Here is a 19535-nt window from a genome sequence, read left to right as displayed (position 1 = left end):
CGTGTCTCCCCAACCCGCCATGCGCACCCGTTTCATCCTGATCCAGACCAGCCACGCCGGCAATGTGGGCGCCGCCGCCCGCGCCATGAAGACCATGGGTTTCGACGACCTCGTGCTGGTGGCGCCGCGCTGGGCCAACGTGCTGCGGCGCGAGGAAACCATCCAGCGCGCCAGCGGCGCGCTCGACGTGCTGACCAACGCCCGCATCGTCGAGACCCTCGATGAAGCCCTCGACGGCGTGACCCACCTGTGCGCCACGGCCATGATCGCGCGCGACTTCGGCCCGCCCACCCGCACCCCGCGCGAGCACCTGGAACCCCTGGCAAAGCAGGGCGACCAGCACGTCGCCTTCCTGTTCGGCTCCGAGCGTTTCGGCATGCGAAACGAAGACGTGTACCGCTGCAACGTGGCGCTGACCATTCCCACCGACCCGAAGTTCGGCTCGCTCAACCTGGGCGCGGCCATCCAGGTGGTGGCCTACGAATGGCGCCTGGCCCTGGGCGGCTATGGCGTGCGCGAGGCCGCGCCCTCCGTGCAGGCCGACGCGCAAGCCGTGGCCGGCATGCTCGACCACTGGGAGCGCTCGCTGGTGGAGATCGGCTTTCTGGACCCGCAGGCGCCCAAGAAGCTCATGCCGCGGCTGCAGCAGCTGTTCAACCGGGCCCAGCCCACGCCGGAAGAGATTCACATCCTGCGCGGCATCGCCAAGGCCATGAGCGACGCCACGCGCCCGCCCCGCGGCGCCACCGCCCCGATGGACCCGACAGGCCCGACGGGTCCGTAAACCCCCATTGCCTGTACGCGATGACGGCGGGTTATAGACTGCGCGCCCCCTATCGATATAACGAAAACAAAGGCAGCGATGTTCTCTCGACTGCGCGCCGACATCCGGTGCATCCTCGAACGCGACCCGGCCGCCCGCAGCGCCTGGGAAGTAGTGACGCTCTACCCCGGCTTCCATGCCGTGGTGCTGCATCGGTGGGCCCACGCGTGCTGGAACCACGGCTTCAAGTGGTCGGGCCGTTTCATCGCGCACTGCGCGCGCGGCCTGACCGGCATCGAGATCCACCCGGCGGCCAAGATCGGCGAACGGGTGTTCTTCGACCATGCCATGGGCGTGGTGGTGGGCGAGACCGCCGAGATCGGCGACGGCTGCACCATCTACCAGGGCGTGACGCTGGGCGGCACCTCGCTCTACAAGGGCGCCAAGCGGCACCCGACGCTGGGCCGCAACGTGGTGGTGAGCGCCGGCGCCAAGGTGCTGGGCGGATTCGTGGTGGGCGACGGCGCGAAGATCGGTAGCAACGCGGTGGTCATCAAGCCGGTGCCGGCGGGGGCGACGGCGGTGGGCATTCCGGCACGCATCATCCCGTCGAAGAGCAGCGCGAGCGGCGAAAGTGCCGACGTGGCCGCGCCGCAGAAGTTCTCCGCCTACGGCATCACGCAGGAAGACGATCCGCTGAGCCAGGCCATGCGCGGGCTGATCGACAACGCTTCCAGCCAGGAGCACCAGATCGCGCTGCTGTGGCAGGCCATCGAAAAGCTGTCGGCCCAGCCGGGCACCAAGGACTGCGTGCCGTGCGACGCGGCGCGCGACCAGAGCTTCGAGGCGGAAAAGCTGTCGCAGCTCGTGGGCAAGTAGGCCCGCGCTTCAGTCCGCCGGCGGCGGGCGGCGCGCCACGAAGTAGCCGTGGTTGCGCGCCCAGAGCACCACCGCGCCGCGGCTGTGCACGTCGAGCTTGGCGTACACGGTGGACACATGGTTGCGCACCGTGCTCAGCGCCACGCCGAGCTTCTTGGCGATCTCCTTGTCGGCCTGGCCTTCGCACAGCGCGTCGAACACGTCGCGCTCGCGCGGGGTCAGGTCGTCCAGCTGGGGGGCGCGGCCCTGCTCGTTGTGCCGCTTCACGTTGGCCAGCTTCTCGATCAGCGACTTGCTGAACCAGGAGGCGTCCTTCATCACGGTCTCGATGGCGCTGACCAGCTCCAGCTCGGAGCGCTTGCGCTCGCTGATGTCCAGCCAGGCCATGAGCACGCAGGCCTGGCCGTTGATCGTCACGTTCTCGGCGGACACCAGGCAGTCGACGGGCTCGCCGTCCTTGCGGCCGACGCGGAACTCGGCGGCCCTCACGCTGCCGCTTTGCGCCAGCTGGGCCGCGATGGCTTCGCGCGCATCGTCCAGCCAGATGCCGGCCGTGTCCGCGGCGCGGCCCACCAAGTCTTCGGGCGCGTAGCCGGTCACCGCGGTGAACGCCTCGTTGATGTCGAGCAGCGTCAGGTCCTGCGCCCCCAGCACGGCGCTGGGCACGGGCAGCATGCGGAACGCCTTCTGGAACCGTTCCTCGCTCTGGCGCAGCGTGCTTTCGGCCTTGCGGCGGGGCTCCAGGTCCATGAAGGTGAAGAGCATGCAGGCCTCCTCGCCGATGTCGATCGGCTGGCCGGCCACCACCACCGGCTTGTGGCCGCCGTCGGGCAGCCGCAGCTCGGCCTCCATCTGCGGGATGGTGCCGCCTTCGCCCAGCCGCTCCACCGCCAGGTCGCGCTTGTCGGCGTTCTCGAAAACGTCGAGCTGGTACACCGAGCGCCCGATGACCTGTTCGCGCACATAGCCGGTCATTTCCAGGAAGCCCTGGTTGACCTTGATGTAGCGCTGGTCGCTCAGGCGGCAGATCACCGCAGGCGCCGGGTTGGCATTGAAGGTCTTCTCGAAGCGGTTCTCGGCGCTGGCCCACTCGCTGGCGTCGTGCAGGATGAGCGCGAGGCAGTCGGGCTCGCCGTCGGTGTTGGTCAGCACCAGGCTGCGCACGCGGTGCACCCAGTTCACCGTTTCGTCGTGCGCCGGAAACACCTCGACGATCACGTCGCTGAAGCATTCGCCGGCAATCACGCGCTCGATCGGGTACTGGCCTTCCTGCAGCGGGTGGTTGTTGCGGTAGCGCAGGCGAAAACGCTCGCGGTACTGCGTGACGTCGCCGCCCAGGTCGGCCACGGTGCCGACGCCGTGCATCTTCAGCGCGGCCTCGTTGGCCCAGACGATGCGCTGGTCGGGCTCGACCAGCATCACGCCCTCGGTGAGGCCGGTGATGATCTGCTGGAGCTGTCGTCTGTCGGTCTGGGTCTGTAGAACGCGATCGTTCATCGTGTACGTCTCGAACCGCGGAAAGCCCGCATGCGCGCCATTAGAACCCGGCCGCGCAGAGCGGTGCCTTCCGCTTTTTCTTTGGTCAGTCGGGGCTGCTGCGCCGGCCCAGGAAGCCCGCGCCGCCCGACACCAGGGCGCCCAGCAGCAGGACGATCACGCCCGCCCAGGCCGCATGGCTCACGCCCTTGGCCGCCGCATCGCCGGCTTCGCGGGCCTTCTGCTCGGCCTGCTGCTTGAAGGCGTTGTACTTGGCGACCGCCTGGTTGAAGCTCTGCTCGTAGTTGTTCGCCACCTGCTCGGCTTCGGCGCGGCTCTTGCCGGTGCGCGCGGAAATGATGTTCACCAGCGCGTCCTTGTCGGCCGCGTCCAGGCCGGGCTGCGCCTTCTGGCGCAGGCGCTCGAAGAAGGCCGCGAGATCGTCCGCCGACGTCTGCGGCGTGGCGGCCGCGTCGGCGGCGCTCGCCTTGCCGTCGCTGGCCGCCGCACGCGCGTCGGCCTTCAGCTTGTCGGGGTCGAGCGCGGGCTTGCCGGTCTGGCGCAGCAGGGTTTCCAGCTGGGCGCGGGCGTCGGACAGGTCGAAGTTGATGCCGTTCTTCTGCAGCTGGTCTTTCACGCCGGACGCCAGCGTGGGCGCGGCGGCCGCCACGCCCTGGCCGGCGAGCGACAGGCCGGTGCCCGCCACGCCGGAGGCCGCGCCGATGACGCCGCCTGCCAGCGACGAAATCGCATAGACCGTGACCAGCGTGGTCACCGCCCAGCACAGCACGCCGTGCAGGATGCCCTTGCCCGGCGCGGAGCGCCCGGCAAAGAAGGCGCCCACGGCCAGCGCGATGAGCGTGGACGCGCCGACCCACAGGCCGGTGCCCGTGCCGAAGCCGGCGAGCGGGTTGCGTTCGCCCAGCGCATCGATGGCGCCGGAGCCCACGGCCGTGCCGAGCACGCCCAGGAACAGGTAGGTCGCGAGTGCGAGGAACAGGCCGACGAAGACGGCGCCCCAGGAGACGCGTGACGGCCAAGGGCGCAGCCTCTCGGCCGTCAGGAGGGTGGTTGTGTTCATGTTGTTGCTTCCCTGAATGTTCGATGGGACGGCGCGCTCAGCGCCGGGACCACAGCGCGCCGGCGATGAAGCTCACGGCCGCCACCGCCGCCAGCGTGGCGACGGGACTGGTGCGCGCCGCGCTGCGCAGCTGGGCCAGCACCTCGCCGTAGCCCTGCTGCGTGCGCCCGGCGACCTGGCGTGCCTTGCCTTCGATCTGCGTGCCGACATTGCCCGTGGCACCGCCCACGGCGTCCTGGATCTTTCCTGCGATGTTCTGCATCGCGCCTTCGGTTCGTTCGAACATGGTGTTGTCGTCCTTCATTCAATGGGGGAGGGTGCGATGCGCGGTCACTTCGACGGGCGCACCTTGTCGGCCAGGTCCTTGGCGGCCTGCTGGGCCTTGCCGGCGCCTTCCTGCACCTTGCCCTCGACCTTTTCCGTGGCGCCTTCGGCCTCGAGCTTGTCGTTGCCCGTGACCTTGCCGAGCGCTTCCTTCACGGAGCCCTTGACCTGCTTGAGCGTGCCGTCGACGGTGTTCTTGTTCATGGCGGATTCCTTTCGAAAAATGCCCAGGCGAAGCTGCCTGGTGAAAGGAATGTTAGGTTTGCGCCGCGCCTCGAAACAGCTGCGTATGCACCAGATGGCCTAGTGCATTTGCTCCAGAAGACGGGGCAAATCCAGACGTGCTCGCCGCCTGCGTAGGAAGCCGCGCCGCGGGGAGGTCAGCCGGCGCGCTTGGCCGGCGGATGCAGCGCGCCATGCACGTGGCCCGCATGCTGGGCGAAGGCGTCGGGCGCGACCGCCGCCGTGTCGAGCTCCTGAAGAATGCCGCAGGCGTTCGCCGACATCGGCCCGCCGCACTGCAGGCGCAACGCCTTCAGCTGTTTTTCGAGCATCTTCAGTTCCGCGATGCGCGCGGCCACGTGGCCGATGTGGTCGTCCAGCAGCTGGTTGACCTGGCCGCAGTCTTCCTGCGGCGCGTCGCGGAATTTCAGCAGGCTGCGGATCTCGTCGAGCGTCATGTCCAGCGAGCGGCAGCGCCGGATGAAGCCCAGGCGCTGGGCGTGGTCTTCGTCGTAGATGCGGTAGTTGCCGTCGGTGCGCGCGGGCTCCGGCAGCAACTGCTCGCGCTCGTAGTACCGGATGGTTTCGACCGGCGTGTTCGCGACCTTGGCCAGTTCCCCGATTTTCATGATGCGGCAAATGAACGAATGGAAAAGAGCGTTTGACTCTACACCTGCTTCAGGGTTTCCAATCGGTTGCATGACGAACGAGAACGCCTTGAAGCAGCCCGCGCCGCATGCGCATTCACATGCCGACGACCATGGCCGTGGTCATGACCACGGCCATGACCATGCGCCCACCCAAGCCCCTGCGCACGCCCACCCGCATGCCGCCGACGCCTGCTGCGCCGGCAGCCACGGCCCGGTGCCGCTGGCGCCCGATGCGGCCGACGTGCCTAAAGGCGCCTTGCTCTTTCGCATCCCCACCATGGACTGCGCCGTCGAAGAGTCCGAAATCCGCCGTGCCCTCGAGCCCGTGGCGGGCGTCAAGGCGCTGCGCTTTCGCCTGGGCGAACGCACCATGGCCATCACCACCGACGACGGCGCGTTGCCCGAGGCGCTGGCCGCCATCCGCAAGGCCGGCTTCAAGCCCGAGCCATTGAACGCCGCGGGCGGCCCCGCGTCGGGCACGCAGGCCGCCGCCGCGCCCGCGCAGATCGCGGGCATGAGCGTGGGCCTGGTACGCCTCATCGCCGCGCTGGTGCTGGCCGTGGCGGCCGAGTCGATCTCGTTCATGGGGTTCGAGGGCAAGGGGTTCATGGCCGCCGAGATGGTGCTGGCGCTCGGTGCCATCGGCCTGGCGGGCCTGGACACCTACAAGAAGGGCTTTGCCGCATTGGTGCGCGGCCGCCTGAACATCAATGCCCTGATGGCCGTGGCGGTGACCGGCGCGTTCGTCATCGGCCAGTGGCCCGAGGCCGCGATGGTGATGGCGCTGTACGCAATTGCCGAGCTCATCGAGGCCCGTGCCGTCGACCGCGCGCGCAACGCCATCCAGGGCCTGCTGGCGCTCGCGCCCGAGCAGGCCGAAGTGAAGCAGCCCGACGGCAGCTGGCAGGCCGTGATGGCCAACGCCGTCGCGCTGGACGCCGTGGCCCGCATCCGCCCCGGCGAGCGTGTGCCGCTGGACGGCGTTGTCACCGCGGGCACGAGCGCCATCGACCAGGCGCCGGTCACGGGCGAGAGCATTCCGGTCGACAAGACCGTCGGCGACCCGGTGTTCGCGGGCACCATCAACCAGACCGGCGCGCTGGAGTTCCGCGTGACGGCGGTGGCCGCCAACACCACGCTCGCGCGCATCATCCATGCGGTGGAGGAAGCGCAAGGCTCGCGCGCGCCGACGCAACGCTTCGTCGACCGCTTCGCCGCCGTCTACACGCCCACCGTGTTCGTGCTGGCGCTGGCCGTGGCCGTGTTCACGCCGCTGTTCATGGACTGGACGTGGCTGCAGGCGCTCTACAAGGCGCTGGTGCTGCTGGTCATCGCATGCCCGTGCGCGCTGGTCATCTCCACGCCCGTCACCGTGGTGAGCGCGCTGGCCTCGGCCGCGCGGCGCGGCATTCTCATCAAGGGCGGCACCTACCTCGAGGAGGCGCGCAAGCTCAAGGCGATCGCGCTCGACAAGACCGGCACCATCACCGAAGGAAAGCCCAAGCTGGTGGCCTCGTCGCTGCTCGATGCCTCGGCCAGCGAGGCCGAGGTGTTCGCAACGGCCGCGCGCATCGCGGGCCGCTCGGACCACCCGGTGTCCAAAGCCATCGCCGAGGGGCTGAAGGGGCCACGCGAGAAAGCGGGCGAGCAGGCGCTCGAAGAGGCGGCCGACTTCACCGCGCTGCCCGGGCGGGGCGTGCAGGCCACGGTCGCGGGCCAGGCCTATGTGCTGGGCAACCACCGCCTGATCGAAGAGCGCGGGCTGTGTTCGCCCGAACTCGAGGCCGAGCTCCAGCGCCATGAAGAGGCCGGGCGCACCGTCACGCTGCTGGCGTCCGACAAGGCCGTGCTCGCGCTGTTCGCCGTGGCCGACACCATCAAGGAATCGTCCCAGGCCGCGGTGGCCGAGCTGCGAGCGCTGGGCGTGGTGCCCGTCATGCTCACCGGCGACAACGCCGCCACCGCGAAGAACATCGGCGCGCATGCCGGCATCGAGGACGTGCGCGGCAACCTGCTGCCGGAAGAAAAGCTGGCCGCCATCAAGGCCCTGCAGCAGCGCTACGGCGCCGTCGCGATGACCGGCGACGGCATCAACGACGCCCCCGCGCTGGCGCAGGCGGACATCGGCTTTGCCATGGGCGGCGCCGGCACGGACACCGCCATGGAAGCGGCCGACGTGGTCATCATGAACGACGACCTGCGCCGCATTCCCGAGACCATCCGCCTTTCGCGTCGCGCGCATGCGGTGCTGTGGCAGAACATTTCGCTGGCGCTGGGCATCAAGGCGGTGTTCTTCGTGCTGGCCATGTTCGGCAGCGCGAGCATGTGGATGGCCGTGTTCGCGGACATGGGCGCGAGCCTGCTGGTGGTGGCGAACGGGCTGCGGCTGATGCGCGCGGCACGCTGAGCTTCAGCTGCTCGCCGGCCCGGCCGTGGACAGCGTCGGATTGAAGATCAGCAGGCCCGCGCCCATGACCAGCACCAGCGCCACCGTCAGCAGCCAGACCGAGATGGCCAGCGCCCGCCCGCGGCCGATGCCCAGCCGCGAACGGAACCACGCGGTCTCTACACCCAGGTACCAGGCCGTCGCCACCAGCACGACCACACCCGCCGCCACGCCCGAGACGTGCTGCCCGAAGAGGGTCGCCGCCGAGCAGGCCACCATGAAGGGTGTTGCCAGGAAGCACTGCAGGTAGAACGGCCGGCGCAGCGTCGTGCGGTCGATGGCGCGCTTCTGCCTGCCCAGCAGGCCCACCGCCATCGACATGGGGAAGATGCTGAACGCAATGGCGCGGAAGATCAGCAGGTTGGTTTCGGAGGCGAGCACCTGGCTGGCCAGCGGCGTCGGCTTGCCGATGCTGGCCAGCTGGGTGTGCAGGCCCACCTCGACCATGTGCATCAGCAGCACCGAAAGCATCAGGAACAGCGGCGGGCTCACGAGATCGGTGAACTGCTCTTCGTCGGGCTCGCTCAGTTCGGCTTCGGCCTTTGCTGCCAGGGCCAGCGGGTGCCGCAGGACGCGCCAGAACGTCCTGGGATAGAAGAGCAGCCACGTCATCACTTCGTACAGAAGCTCTTCGACGGAGCGGATGAACTTGAGGAACTCCATGGCGGGTGCGGGCCATCATGCCATTGCATCCTCCGGCCTGGCGAGCCTCTGGCGCCGCGAACCGGGTTCGAACTAACATTGCGGACACTTTTGTCAACGAAGCGATCCGATCCATGTCCGCCACCTCGCTGCTGCTGCAACTCATCGTCATCCTGACCACCGCGCGCGTGTGCGGCTGGGTGCTTCGCTACGTGGGCCAACCCAGCGTGGTGGGCGAAATGGCGGCGGGGCTCATGCTGGGCCCGGTCGTCATGGGCGCGCTGTTTCCTTCGCTGCATGCGCAGCTGTTCTCCAAGGAGTCGCTGCAGGGGCTCTCGTCGCTGTCCACGCTGGGTCTGGTGCTGTTCATGTTCGTGGTCGGCTTGGAGCTGCGGGCGTCGCAGGGCGTGCGCGAGCAGTTGCGCTCCGCCGGCTACGTGGGCGTGTTGAGCACCGTGGTGCCGGCCGCGCTGGGCATTGCTATCGCGCCGGCGCTGCATCCCTCGCTGGCGCCGGCCGGCGTGGGCTTCTGGCCTTTCGCGCTGTTCATCGCGGCGGCGCTGTCGATCACCGCGTTCCCGGTGATGGCGCGCATCCTGAAGGACCGCGGCATGACGCGCACTTCCTTTGGCCAGCTGTCGCTCGGCGCGGCCGCGGTGGTCGACGTGTTCGCCTGGATCCTGCTGGCCTTCGTGGTGGCGATGGTCGGCGCGGGCGAGGGCTTCCACGGCCTGCTGAAGACCACGCTGGGCATGGTGGTGGTGCTGTGCGTGCTGTTCCTGGCCGTCAAGCCGGCCTTCGCCTGGCTGCTGCGCACCAAGGCGCCCGAGGGCGAGCCGTCGATCACGCTGATGGCCGCGCTGATGATCGGCCTGCTGGCCACCGCGCTGGTCACCGAGTGGCTGCACCTGCATGCCGTGTTCGGCGCCTTCCTGTTCGGCGCCTGCCTGCCGCGCGACGACCGGCTGCTGAAGTCGTTGACCGAGCGCATCGAGCCGATCTCGATCGTGGTGCTGATGCCGCTGTTCTTCGCGCTGGCGGGGCTGGGCACCACGTCCAGCGCGTTCTCGGGTGCGGGCTTCGGCGCCATGATGCTGATCCTGGGCGTGGCCGCCTTTGGCAAGATCGCCGGCGGCGCCATCGGCGCGCGCATGGCCGGCTACGGCTGGCGCGACAGCCTGGCCACCGGCTCGCTGATGAACGCGCGCGGGCTGATGGAACTCATCGTCATGAAGATCGGGCTGGACGCCGGCCTCATCGGCCCCGAGCTGTTCACGATGCTGCTGGTGATGGCGCTGGTGACCACCGCGATGACCGGGCCGCTGATCAACCTGTTCATCGGCCGCAAGGCGAGCGTGCCGGTCGGCACTGCAGAGGTCGGCGCGGCGGCCAAGTCCTGAAGGGCTCGCGGCGGCGGCTCAGTCCCCGCGCCGCACCGTGAACCCGATGCGCGTCTCTCCGCCCTGGCTCGACGCGAACACGCGCCCGCCGTGCATGCGCGCAATGGCTTCCACGATCGACAGGCCCAGGCCGTGGTGCCGGGTGGAGCCGTCGCGGGCGTGCGCGGCGCGGTAGAAGCGCTCGAACAGGCGGGGCAGGGCTGCCGGGTCGATCGGCTCGCCCTGGTTGACCACGGCCACTGCGAACTCGTTCGCGTCGTCTTCCCCGATCTCGATGCGCAAGGTCGACGCCGGCGCGGCAAAGCGGATCGCGTTGCCCAGCAGGTTGAACAGGGCGCGCCGGATCAGCGCGGCGTCCACGTCGGCCGTGGCGTCGCCCCGCACCTCGGCACGCAGGCCGGCTTCTTCCAGCATGGCGTCGTAGAAGTCGATCACGTCGGCGGCCTGCACGGCCAGCTGTGTGGCCGCCCGCTTGCGCATCGCCCCGCCGCGCTCGGCCTGCGACAGGAACAGCATGTCGGTGACGATGCCCGACAGCCGTCCGATTTCCTCGAGGTTGGACGCCAGCACCGTCTGCAGCTCCTCGTTGCTGCGCGGGCGGGTGAGCGCCAGCTCGGTCGAGCCGATCAGGTTGGCCAGCGGCGTGCGCAGCTCGTGCGCCACGTCGGCGTTGAAGGACTCCAACTGCACATAGGCCCGCTGCACCCGCAGCAGCAGCGCGTTGAACTGCGTGATCCACGGGCGAAGCTCTTCGGCGAAGGCCATGGCGTCGATGGGTTGGTTGGCCTTGTCGGGCGCCATGGCCGCGGTGCGGTCGGCCAGCGCCTTCAGCGGGCGCAGGCCGCGCCGCACCAGCCACATGCCCGTGAGCGAGACCAGCGCGGTGCCCAGCACCACGGCGCCCAGCAGCGTCCACGCCAGGCGCCGCAGCAGCCGCGCCTCCTGCTCCATGTTCACGCCGAGCTGCACGGACAGCTGAAGGGTGTTGCCGCCCTGCGTCCAGGGCACCTCCAGGTCGCGCCGCATCCAGTGGGCGCCCGGCGCGGGGGCGGACTGGAAGAGCTCGCGGCCTGCGTGCGAGATGCGCAGCGACACGTCGTCCTGCATCGAGAAGAAGTCGTCCAGCTTGTGCCGCAGGAACACCAGGTCGCCGCCTTTTTCGGCCTCCTGCAGCAGGTGCTGTACCAGCACTGCCTTCTGGCCGATCTCGTCTTCCTGCTTCTGCCCGAAGCTCCAGGCCGTGACCATGTACACCGCCAGGCAGACCACGCTCAGGCCGAACAGGGTCTGCGCGGCGAACCAGAGCGACAGCCGGCGCTGCAGCGAGAGCCGTTGCGGCCGCGGGCTCATGCCCAGGAGCGGTCTTCCAGCACGTAGCCCATGCCGCGCACCGTGTGCAGCAGCTTCACGTCGAACGGGTCGTCCAGCTTGCTGCGCAGGCGGCGGATGGCGACCTCCACCACGTTGGTGTCGCTGTCGAAGTTCATGTCCCACACCTGCTCGGCGAGCGTGGTGCGCGACAGGATCTGGCCGCGCCGGCGCAACAGCACGACGAGCAGCGTGAACTCCTTGGCCGTGAGCTCCAGGCGTGTGCGGTTGCGTGCGCACTTGCGGCTGATGAGGTCGACCTCGAGGTCGGCCAGCCGGAGATGGGTCGATTCCTGCGGCTTGCCGCGCCGCAACAGCGCCTGCACGCGGGCCAGCAGCTCTGAAAAAGAGAAGGGCTTGACGAGATAGTCGTCCGCGCCTTGCTGCAGCCCCTGCACGCGGTCTTCGACCTTGTCGCGCGCGGTGAGGACCAGCACGGGAACGTTCTTCGTGCGGCGTATGGCCTGCAGCACGCCGAAGCCGTCGATGCCGGGAAGCATCACGTCGAGCAGGACGAGGGCGTAGTCCCCCTCTGTCGCAAGGTACTTTCCTTCGATGCCATCGCGGGCGATATCCACCACGTAGCCGTTCTCTTCGAGTCCCTTCTTGAGGTAGTCGCCGAGTTTGGGCTCATCTTCAATGACCAGAATTCGCATCGATAGATGGTAACGAAGCGCTTTCGCTACGCCAGTTACGATTTAGTAATCCTATTGACGGACAAACGCTCCCCCTGCCGTCATACATTGCGCCGGGCCTGCGGATTGCAGGGGCATTGGCGCAAGACGCGCCGAAGGCCGCCGATATACTTTTTGCCTCCATGCGCCGCTGGCTCCTCATCTTCCTGCTTGCTCTCTTGCCGCTGCAGCTCAGCTGGGCCGCGGCATCGGCGTACTGCCAGCACGAGCGCGACAAGCAGCCCGAGCACTGGGGCCACCACGACAGCGAAGGCCGCGACACCGACCGCAGCCACAGCGGCGAGGGTGCGCAGAAAAATTCGAGCACGCAGCCCAATGCCGTGGTCGGCGACTGCGCGGTCTGCCATGCAGGCTGGGCACAGCATGCCGACGCCTCCACCGAGCCGGCGCTGGCCGCGGCCCGCATCGCGCAGACGCCCCGCATGACGCCCGCCGAGCGCTTCGCCTCGCACATCCCCGACGTTCCCGTGCGGCCCGACTGGTCTCTCGCCCTCTGATTCGGCGAGAGAACCCACCCACCTTCTGATCTTCATCATCAGCTGAGCCTTTCTCGCCGAATTCGTCCGTCCGTTGTTTTGCAACCCAGGAGAATTCGATGCGCACGCTCTTCGTGCCGCTGGCCGTCTTGGCCATGGCGGCGCCCCCGGTTTTTTCGCAGGTCGTGCAGACCTCGGCCGGCTCCCCTTACTCGTCCTCCCGTGCGGCCACGCGCACGCTGGAGCCCTCCGGCCCGCTGAATCTGCAGGCCGCGCTCGCGATGGCGCTGCACGCCAACCCGGGCCTGTACGCCGCATCGCGCGAGCAGGACGCGACCGAGGCCGCCATCGTGCAGGCCGGCGCCTGGCCCAACCCCACGCTCGACGCGCAGGTGGAAGACCTGCGCCGCGACAACCGCACCACCACGCTGATGCTGAACCAGCCCCTCGAACTGGGCGGCAAGCGCGCGGCGCGGGTGACGGCGGCCGAGCGCGCGCGCGACCAGGCCGCGTCGGCGCTGGACGCGCGCCGCGCCGAGATTCGCGCGGCCACCGTCACTGCCTTCTTCGAGGTGCTGACCGCGCAGGAGCGGCTGCGCCTTGCGCAGGATTCGGTGGGCCTTGCGCAGTCGGGCACCCGCGCGGCCGCCAACCGCGTGGCCGCCGGCAAGGTCTCGCCGCTGGAAGAAACCAGGGCGCGCGTGGCCGAGGCGGGCATTCGCGTCGAGCTGCTGCAGGCCGAAGGCACGCTGCGCTCGGCGCGCCAGCAGCTGGCCGCGCTGTGGGGCAACGCGGCCCCGCGCTTCACGCAGGTGGACGGCGCGGTCGACCAGCTGCCGGCCATGGCGCCGGCACAGGACATGCAAAGCCTGCTGGCCGCCGCACCCGTGGTGCGGCAGGCGCGGCTCGAGGTCGAACGGCGCCGGGCGCTGTCCGAGCTGGAGCAGGCCAAACGCATGCCCGACGTGACCGTGTCGCTCGGTGCCAAGCGCGTGCCGTCTTCCGAAGGCGAGACGGGCGGCGGGCGGCGCAACCAGGTGGTGGTGGGGCTGTCGATTCCGCTGCCGATCTTCGACACCAACCGCGGCAACGTGGCCGAGGCGCTGAGCCGCGAGGAGAAGGCGCGCGACGAACTGGCCGCTGCCGAGCTGCAGCTGGGCACCGACGTGGCCCAGGCCACCGAGCGCCTGAACTCCGCGCGCGCCACCGCCCAGACGCTGCAGCGCGACGCGCTGCCCGGCGCCGAGACCGCCTACAAGGCCGCGACCAAGGGCTTCGAACTCGGCAAGTTCAGCTTCCTGGAGGCGCTGGACGCGCAACGCACGCTGTTCCAGGTGCGCGCGCAGTACCTGCTGGCGCTGGCCGACGCGCACCGCGCGGCCGGCGACCTCGACCGGCTGCTGGGCCGCCACGGCGACGACACCGCCCTTGCACTCCCTCTCGCGACGCCCGCCGCGCGCTGAACCCCACATTCCACACACCATGAACGCACAAGAACGCAAACCAGTGGCCGAGCGCATCGGCAAGAAGCAGTGGATCGCCATCGCAGTGGTCCTCGCCGTGGGGCTCGGCGCCGGCGCGATGATTCTGCGCACCTCGCCCGCCAAGCCCGAGGCGGCCGGCCACGCCGAAGCGGCCGGGCACGGCGACGGCGAGCACCACGAAGAGGGCGAGGCCCACGGCAAGGAGGCCGGCAAGCAAACGACCAAGGAGGCGGACAAGGACCACGACCACGGTCACGGTCACGGCGAGGCCGCAGGCCATGCCGACAAGGAGCACCACGCCGAGGGCAAGAAACCCGAGGGCGGCGCACCCGGCAAGGCTGCCGCCGCGCCTGGCAAGGAGGGCGGCGAGGACAAGGAACACAAGGAACACAAGGCACACGAGGAAGGCGAAGAAAAGATCGCCTTCACCGATGCGCAGGTCAAGGCCGCCGACATCGCCATCGCAAGCGCCGGCCCCGCGCGCATCAAGCTCGCGCTGCAGCTGCCCGGCGAGATCAAGTTCAACGAAGACCGCACGGCCCACGTGGTGCCGCGCGTGGCGGGCGTGGTCGAGGGCGTATCGGCCGACCTGGGGCAGGAGGTCAAGCGCGGCCAGGTGCTGGCCGTGCTGTCGAGCCCTTCGCTGTCGGAGCAGCGCAGCGCGCTGCAGACGGCGCAGCGCCGGCTGGCGCTGGCCCGCACCACCTACGAGCGCGAGAAGAAGCTGTGGGAAGAAAAGATATCCCCGCAGCAGGACTACCTGCAGGCCGAGCAGGCCATGCAGGAGGCCCGGATCGAGGTGGCCAACGCCAACCAGAAGCTGCTGGCGCTGGGCGCCACCCCGGGCTCGGCCGCGCTCGGTCGCTACGAGCTGCGCGCGCCCTTCGACGGCATGGTGGTCGAGAAGCACATTGCGCTGGGCGAGTCGGTGAAGGAAGACGTCAACGTGTTCACCATTTCCGACCTGTCGAGCGTGTGGGCCGAGATCAGCGTGGCCGCCGGCAACCTGAACCTGGTGCGCATCGGCGAGCCGGTGATCATTCGCGCCAGTGCCTTCGACCAGACGGCCGCCGGCAAGGTGTCCTACGTGGGCTCGCTCATCGGCGCGCAGACGCGCACCGCCACCGCGCGCGTCACGCTGACCAACCCGCAGCGCATCTGGCGCCCGGGCCTGTTCGTGAACGTCGAGCTCGTGGCCTCGGAGACCGACGCGCCCGTGACCGTGTCGGCCGAAGCGATTCAAACGGTGGAAGACAAGCCCACGGTGTTCCTGCGCGTGCCCGGCGGCTTCGTGCCGCAGCACGTGCAGACGGGCCGCAGCGACGGCAAGCGCGTCGAGATCGTCGGCGGCCTGACGCCCGGCGCTGCGTATGCCGCGAGCGGCAGCTTCGTCGTGAAGTCGCAGCAGGGCAAGAGCTCGGCCACGCACACGCACTGAGGACGCCGCATGTTCGAACGCATCATCGGTTTTTCCATTGCGCAGCGCTGGCTCGTGCTGCTCGCCGTGCTGGGCATGGCGGCGCTCGGCGTCTTCAGCTACCAGAAGCTGCCCATCGACGCGGTGCCCGACATCACCAACGTGCAGGTGCAGATCAACACTGCCACGCCCGGCTACTCTCCCCTGGAGACCGAGCAGCGCGTGACCTACCCGATCGAGACCGTCATGGCCGGGCTGCCCGGCCTGCAGCAGACGCGCTCGCTGTCGCGCTACGGCCTGTCGCAGGTGACGGTGATCTTCAAGGACGGCACCGACATCTACTTTGCGCGCCAGCTCGTGAACGAACGCATCCAGTCGGCGCGCGAGAGCATGCCCAGCGGCATCTCGCCGGTGATCGGGCCCATCTCGACCGGGCTGGGCGAGATCTACCTCTGGACCGTGGAGGCGGAAGAGGGCGCGAAGAAGGCCGACGGCCAGCCGTATTCGCCAACCGACCTGCGCGAGATCCAGGACTGGATCATCAAGCCGCAGCTGCGCAACGTGGCCGGCGTGACCGAGATCAACTCCATCGGCGGCTACGCCAAGGAGTTCCAGATCGCGCCCGACCCGGCCAAGCTGCTGGCCCACGGCCTGAGCATGACCGACCTGGTCACCGCGCTGGAGCGCAACAACGCCAACGTGGGCGCGGGCTACATCGAGAAGCGCGGCGAGCAGTACCTCATTCGCGCGCCGGGGCAGGTGAAGTCGGCCCAAGACATCGGCAACGTCATCCTGGGCAACGCGGGCGGCATTCCCCTGCGCGTGCAGGACGTGGCCGAGGTCGGCATCGGGCAGGAGCTGCGCACGGGCGCGGCCACCGACAACGGCCGCGAGGTGGTGCTGGGCACGGTGTTCATGCTCATCGGCGAGAACAGCCGCACGGTGTCGCAGGCGGTCGACAGGAAGATGCAGGAGGTCAACCGCACGCTGCCCGCGGGCGTGAAGGCGGTCACCGTGTACGACCGCACGGTGCTGGTCGACAAGGCCATCGCCACCGTGAAGAAGAACCTGTTCGAGGGCGCGGTGCTGGTCATTGCCGTGCTGTTCCTGTTCCTGGGCAACATCCGCGCGGCGCTGATCACCGCGCTGGTGATCCCGCTGTCGATGCTGTTCACCTTCACCGGCATGGTGAACCAGAAGGTCAGCGCCAACCTCATGAGCCTGGGGGCACTGGACTTCGGCATCATCGTCGACGGGGCGGTGGTGATCGTGGAAAACTGCGTGCGCAGGCTGGCCCATGCGCAGGCGAAGCACGGCCGGCCGCTCACGCGCAGCGAGCGCTTCCACGAGGTGTTCGCGGCCTCGCAGGAGGCGCGGCGCCCGCTGCTGTTCGGCCAGCTGATCATCATGATCGTGTACCTGCCGATCTTTGCGCTCACGGGCGTGGAGGGCAAGCTGTTCCACCCGATGGCCTTCACCGTGGTGATTGCGCTGCTGGGCGCGATGATCCTGTCGATCACCTTCATTCCCGCGGCCGTGGCGCTGTTCATCGGCAACAAGGTCGGCGAGAAGGAAAACCGCTTGATGGCGTGGGCCAAGCGCGGCTACGAGCCGCTGCTGGCGCGCGTGATGCAAGCCAAGGCGCTGGTCATCACCGTGGCCGCGGTGGCCGTGGTGCTGTCGGGCCTGCTGGCCACGCGCCTGGGCACGGAGTTCGTGCCCAGCCTCAGCGAGGGCGACTTCGCCATCCAGGCGCTGCGCATTCCGGGCACCAGCCTCACGCAGTCGGTCCAGATGCAGAAGCAGCTGGAAAGCACGCTGAAGGCGAAGTTTCCGGAAATCGAGCGCGTGTTCGCGCGCACCGGCACGGCCGAGATCGCATCCGACCCCATGCCGCCGAACATCTCCGACGGCTACATCATGCTCAAGCCCGAGATCGAGTGGCCCGCGGTCCACGGCGCGTCACGGCGCACGCGCGCCGAGCTTCTCGCCGCCGTGCAGGAAGAAGTGGAGAAGCTGCCGGGCAACAACTACGAGTTCTCGCAGCCCATCCAGCTGCGCTTCAACGAGCTGATCTCGGGCGTACGCAGCGACGTGGCCGTGAAGATCTTCGGCGACGACATGGACGTGCTGAACCAGACGGCGGCCGAGGTGTCGCAGGCGCTCGGCAAGATCCCCGGCGCGGCCGAGGTGAAGGTCGAGCAGACCACCGGCCTGCCGATGCTCACCGTGAACATCGACCGCCAGAAGACCGCACGCTACGGCCTGAACGTGGGTGACGTGCAGGACGCGATTTCCATCGCGGTGGGCGGGCGCGAGGCCGGCACGCTGTTCGACGGCGACCGGCGCTTCGACATCATCGTGCGGCTGCCCGAGCACCTGCGCACCGACCTCGAGGCCATCAAGCGGCTGCCCGTGGCCTTGCCCAAGGGCGCGGGGGCCGATGGCGCGCGCACCAGCTTCATTCCGCTGGGCGAGGTGGCCACGCTCGACATCGCGCCCGGCCCCAACCAGGTCAGCCGCGAGGACGGCAAGCGCCGCATCGTGGTGAGCGCCAATGTGCGCGGGCGCGACCTGGGCTCCTTCGTGGCCGAGGCCGAGGAAGCCATGCGCAACGTGAAGATCCCCGCCGGCTACTGGACGGTGTGGGGCGGCCAGTACGAGAACCTGGCGTCGGCCACCGAGCGGCTGCAGGTGGTGGTGCCGGTGTCGCTGCTGCTGGTGCTCACGCTGCTGTTCGCGATGTTCGGCAACCTCAAGGACGGCCTGCTGGTGTTCACGGGCATCCCGTTCGCGCTCACGGGCGGCATCGTGGCGCTGTGGCTGCGCGACATTCCGCTGTCCATTTCGGCGGCCGTGGGCTTCATCGCGCTGTCGGGCGTGGCGGTGCTCAACGGGCTGGTGATGATCTCGTTCATCCGCAACCTGCGCGACAACGGCCTGCCGCTGGACGCGGCCATCCGAGAAGGCGCGCTCACGCGGCTGCGCCCGGTGCTGATGACGGCGCTGGTCGCCTCGCTGGGCTTCGTGCCGATGGCCATCGCCACCGGCACGGGCGCCGAGGTGCAGCGGCCGCTCGCCACGGTGGTGATCGGCGGTATCCTTTCCTCGACCGCCCTCACGCTGCTGGTGCTGCCGCTGCTCTACCGCCTGGCGCACCGGCGCGACGAGGACGAGGTGCGGCAGGAGGCGGGAGAAACGCAGCACGGCACGCCGCTGGCACCCGCTACACCCCCAACACCCACCACGCAAGGTTCTCATGGCCCATGACCATTCCCAGGCCCACGGCCATTCGCATGGCGCGGGCGGCAACGAGAAGGCGCTGCGCTGGGCGCTGTTGCTGACCACCACCTACCTCGTGATCGAGGTGGCGGGCGGGTTGTGGTCCGGCAGCCTGGCGTTGCTCTCCGACGCGGCCCATATGTTCACCGACACGGCGGCGCTGGCCATTTCGCTGGCGGCCATCCGCATCGGCCGCCGGCCTGCCGACCGGCGGCGCACCTTCGGGTACTACCGCTTCGAGATCCTGGCGGCGATGCTCAATGCCGTGCTGCTGTTCGGGGTGGCGATGTATGTGCTGTACGAGGCCTGGCGACGGCTCTCGTCGCCGGCCGAGATCGCGTCGGGCACCATGCTCTGGGTGGCCGTGGGCGGGCTGGCCGTCAACTTCGCGGGCATGCGCATCCTGGCGGCGGGCAAGGACGACAGCCTCAACGTGAAGGGCGCTTACCTGGAGGTGTGGGCCGACATGCTGGGCTCGGTCGGCGTGATCGTGGGTGCGCTGGTGATCCGCTTCACGGGCTGGGCGTGGGTCGACTCGGTGGTCGCGGTGGCCATCGGGCTGTGGGTGCTGCCGCGCACCTGGCGGCTGCTGCGCGAGAGCCTGAACGTGCTGCTGGAAGGGGTGCCCGACGACGTGGACCTGCCCGCCGTCGAGCGCGCGCTGCTCGGCGGCGAGGGCGTGGCCAGCGTGCACGACCTGCACGTGTGGGCCCTGTCGAGCGGCAAGGTGAGCCTGAGCGTGCACGTGGTGTGCACGCCGGGCACGGCCGACCTGGCGCCGCTGACCTTGCGATTGCGCGCGCTGCTGGCGGAGCGCTTCGACATCCACCACTCCACCGTGCAGGTCGAGCGCGTTCCCTGCGAGCAGGCCGCCGAAAGCCACGGGTTCGGGCCGGCGCAGGCCTGAGCCCGCGGCAAGCCGCGTTCAGA

The 19535-nt window shown here is 69.2% G+C and carries 17 protein-coding genes; 9 read left to right on the top strand and 8 right to left on the bottom strand.

Going from position 1 to position 19535, the window contains the following annotated elements; genetic code table 11:
• The first annotated feature begins 19 nt into the window (after nucleotides 1-19).
• Together AC1DJH_RS23230 and cysE are read left to right on the top strand one after the other, a co-directional pair.
• Nucleotides 20-784, top strand: a complete 765-nt coding sequence (locus tag AC1DJH_RS23230) for an RNA methyltransferase (protein WP_478187320.1) — start codon at nucleotides 20-22, stop codon at nucleotides 782-784.
• Nucleotides 785-841: 57 nt separating this feature from the next.
• Entirely contained in the window at nucleotides 842-1642 is an 801-nt protein-coding gene (cysE, locus tag AC1DJH_RS23225; RefSeq protein ID WP_478187358.1) for a serine O-acetyltransferase, read from the top strand.
• A gap of 9 nt (nucleotides 1643-1651) precedes the next feature.
• Here the strand turns inward: cysE and AC1DJH_RS23220 are convergent, their stop codons facing one another.
• From AC1DJH_RS23220 to cadR, 5 genes are all read right to left on the bottom strand, one after another.
• Complete coding sequence (locus AC1DJH_RS23220) at nucleotides 1652-3139, bottom strand: PAS domain S-box protein (protein ID WP_478187319.1); 1488 nt, start codon at nucleotides 3137-3139, stop codon at nucleotides 1652-1654.
• An 85-nt stretch (nucleotides 3140-3224) separates the two neighbouring features.
• Entirely contained in the window at nucleotides 3225-4199 is a 975-nt protein-coding gene (locus AC1DJH_RS23215; protein WP_478187318.1) for a hypothetical protein, read from the bottom strand.
• A 37-nt stretch (nucleotides 4200-4236) separates the two neighbouring features.
• Nucleotides 4237-4485 (bottom strand): CsbD family protein, encoded by a 249-nt coding sequence (locus AC1DJH_RS23210; protein ID WP_472120900.1) that lies wholly within the window; start codon nucleotides 4483-4485, stop codon nucleotides 4237-4239.
• Nucleotides 4486-4529: 44 nt separating this feature from the next.
• Complete coding sequence (locus AC1DJH_RS23205) at nucleotides 4530-4727, bottom strand: CsbD family protein (protein WP_472120897.1); 198 nt, start codon at nucleotides 4725-4727, stop codon at nucleotides 4530-4532.
• A 176-nt stretch (nucleotides 4728-4903) separates the two neighbouring features.
• The gene (cadR, locus tag AC1DJH_RS23200) at nucleotides 4904-5374 is read right to left on the bottom strand and encodes a Cd(II)/Pb(II)-responsive transcriptional regulator (RefSeq protein WP_478187317.1); all 471 of its coding nucleotides are present in this window, start codon (nucleotides 5372-5374) and stop codon (nucleotides 4904-4906) included.
• Nucleotides 5375-5444: 70 nt separating this feature from the next.
• Between cadR and AC1DJH_RS23195 the strand changes: the two genes are divergently transcribed.
• Nucleotides 5445-7802 (top strand): heavy metal translocating P-type ATPase, encoded by a 2358-nt coding sequence (locus AC1DJH_RS23195; RefSeq protein WP_478187316.1) that lies wholly within the window; start codon nucleotides 5445-5447, stop codon nucleotides 7800-7802.
• Between the two features lie 3 nt (nucleotides 7803-7805).
• Here AC1DJH_RS23195 and AC1DJH_RS23190 read toward each other — a convergent pair whose 3' ends face one another.
• Nucleotides 7806-8504, bottom strand: a complete 699-nt coding sequence (locus tag AC1DJH_RS23190) for a hypothetical protein (RefSeq protein ID WP_435484294.1) — start codon at nucleotides 8502-8504, stop codon at nucleotides 7806-7808.
• A gap of 113 nt (nucleotides 8505-8617) precedes the next feature.
• Here AC1DJH_RS23190 and AC1DJH_RS23185 point away from each other — a divergent pair, with 113 nt between their 5' ends.
• A complete protein-coding gene (locus tag AC1DJH_RS23185; RefSeq protein WP_478187315.1) occupies nucleotides 8618-9883 on the top strand; it encodes a cation:proton antiporter in 1266 nt (421 codons plus the stop codon).
• Between the two features lie 18 nt (nucleotides 9884-9901).
• On the opposite strand, the gene AC1DJH_RS23180 is transcribed toward AC1DJH_RS23185, so the two are convergent.
• Complete coding sequence (locus AC1DJH_RS23180; protein WP_478187314.1) at nucleotides 9902-11233, bottom strand: heavy metal sensor histidine kinase; 1332 nt, start codon at nucleotides 11231-11233, stop codon at nucleotides 9902-9904.
• Nucleotides 11230-11907: a heavy metal response regulator transcription factor gene (locus AC1DJH_RS23175; RefSeq protein ID WP_435436568.1), complete on the bottom strand. Its 678-nt coding sequence runs from the start codon at nucleotides 11905-11907 to the stop codon at nucleotides 11230-11232. Before AC1DJH_RS23175 ends, AC1DJH_RS23180 begins: the two co-directional genes overlap by 4 nt.
• A gap of 161 nt (nucleotides 11908-12068) precedes the next feature.
• Between AC1DJH_RS23175 and czcI the strand changes: the two genes are divergently transcribed.
• The 5 genes from czcI to AC1DJH_RS23150 all read left to right on the top strand — a co-directional run bounded on the left by czcI (nucleotide 12069) and on the right by AC1DJH_RS23150 (nucleotide 19512).
• Complete coding sequence (czcI, locus tag AC1DJH_RS23170) at nucleotides 12069-12443, top strand: cation efflux protein, CzcI family (protein WP_478187313.1); 375 nt, start codon at nucleotides 12069-12071, stop codon at nucleotides 12441-12443.
• Between the two features lie 98 nt (nucleotides 12444-12541).
• Nucleotides 12542-13885: a TolC family protein gene (locus AC1DJH_RS23165; RefSeq protein WP_478187312.1), complete on the top strand. Its 1344-nt coding sequence runs from the start codon at nucleotides 12542-12544 to the stop codon at nucleotides 13883-13885.
• A gap of 19 nt (nucleotides 13886-13904) precedes the next feature.
• Nucleotides 13905-15344: an efflux RND transporter periplasmic adaptor subunit gene (locus AC1DJH_RS23160; protein ID WP_478187311.1), complete on the top strand. Its 1440-nt coding sequence runs from the start codon at nucleotides 13905-13907 to the stop codon at nucleotides 15342-15344.
• 9 nt (nucleotides 15345-15353) lie between these two features.
• Nucleotides 15354-18593: a CusA/CzcA family heavy metal efflux RND transporter gene (locus AC1DJH_RS23155; RefSeq protein ID WP_478187310.1), complete on the top strand. Its 3240-nt coding sequence runs from the start codon at nucleotides 15354-15356 to the stop codon at nucleotides 18591-18593.
• Nucleotides 18583-19512, top strand: coding sequence for a cation diffusion facilitator family transporter (locus AC1DJH_RS23150; RefSeq protein ID WP_478187309.1), 930 nt, complete (start codon nucleotides 18583-18585; stop codon nucleotides 19510-19512). The genes AC1DJH_RS23155 and AC1DJH_RS23150 overlap by 11 nt, the downstream gene beginning before the upstream one ends.
• Nucleotides 19513-19535 lie beyond the last annotated feature (23 nt).

Source organism: Variovorax sp. 10N412, assembly GCF_056394985.1.
This window is presented reverse-complemented; position numbering and strand designations above follow the sequence as displayed.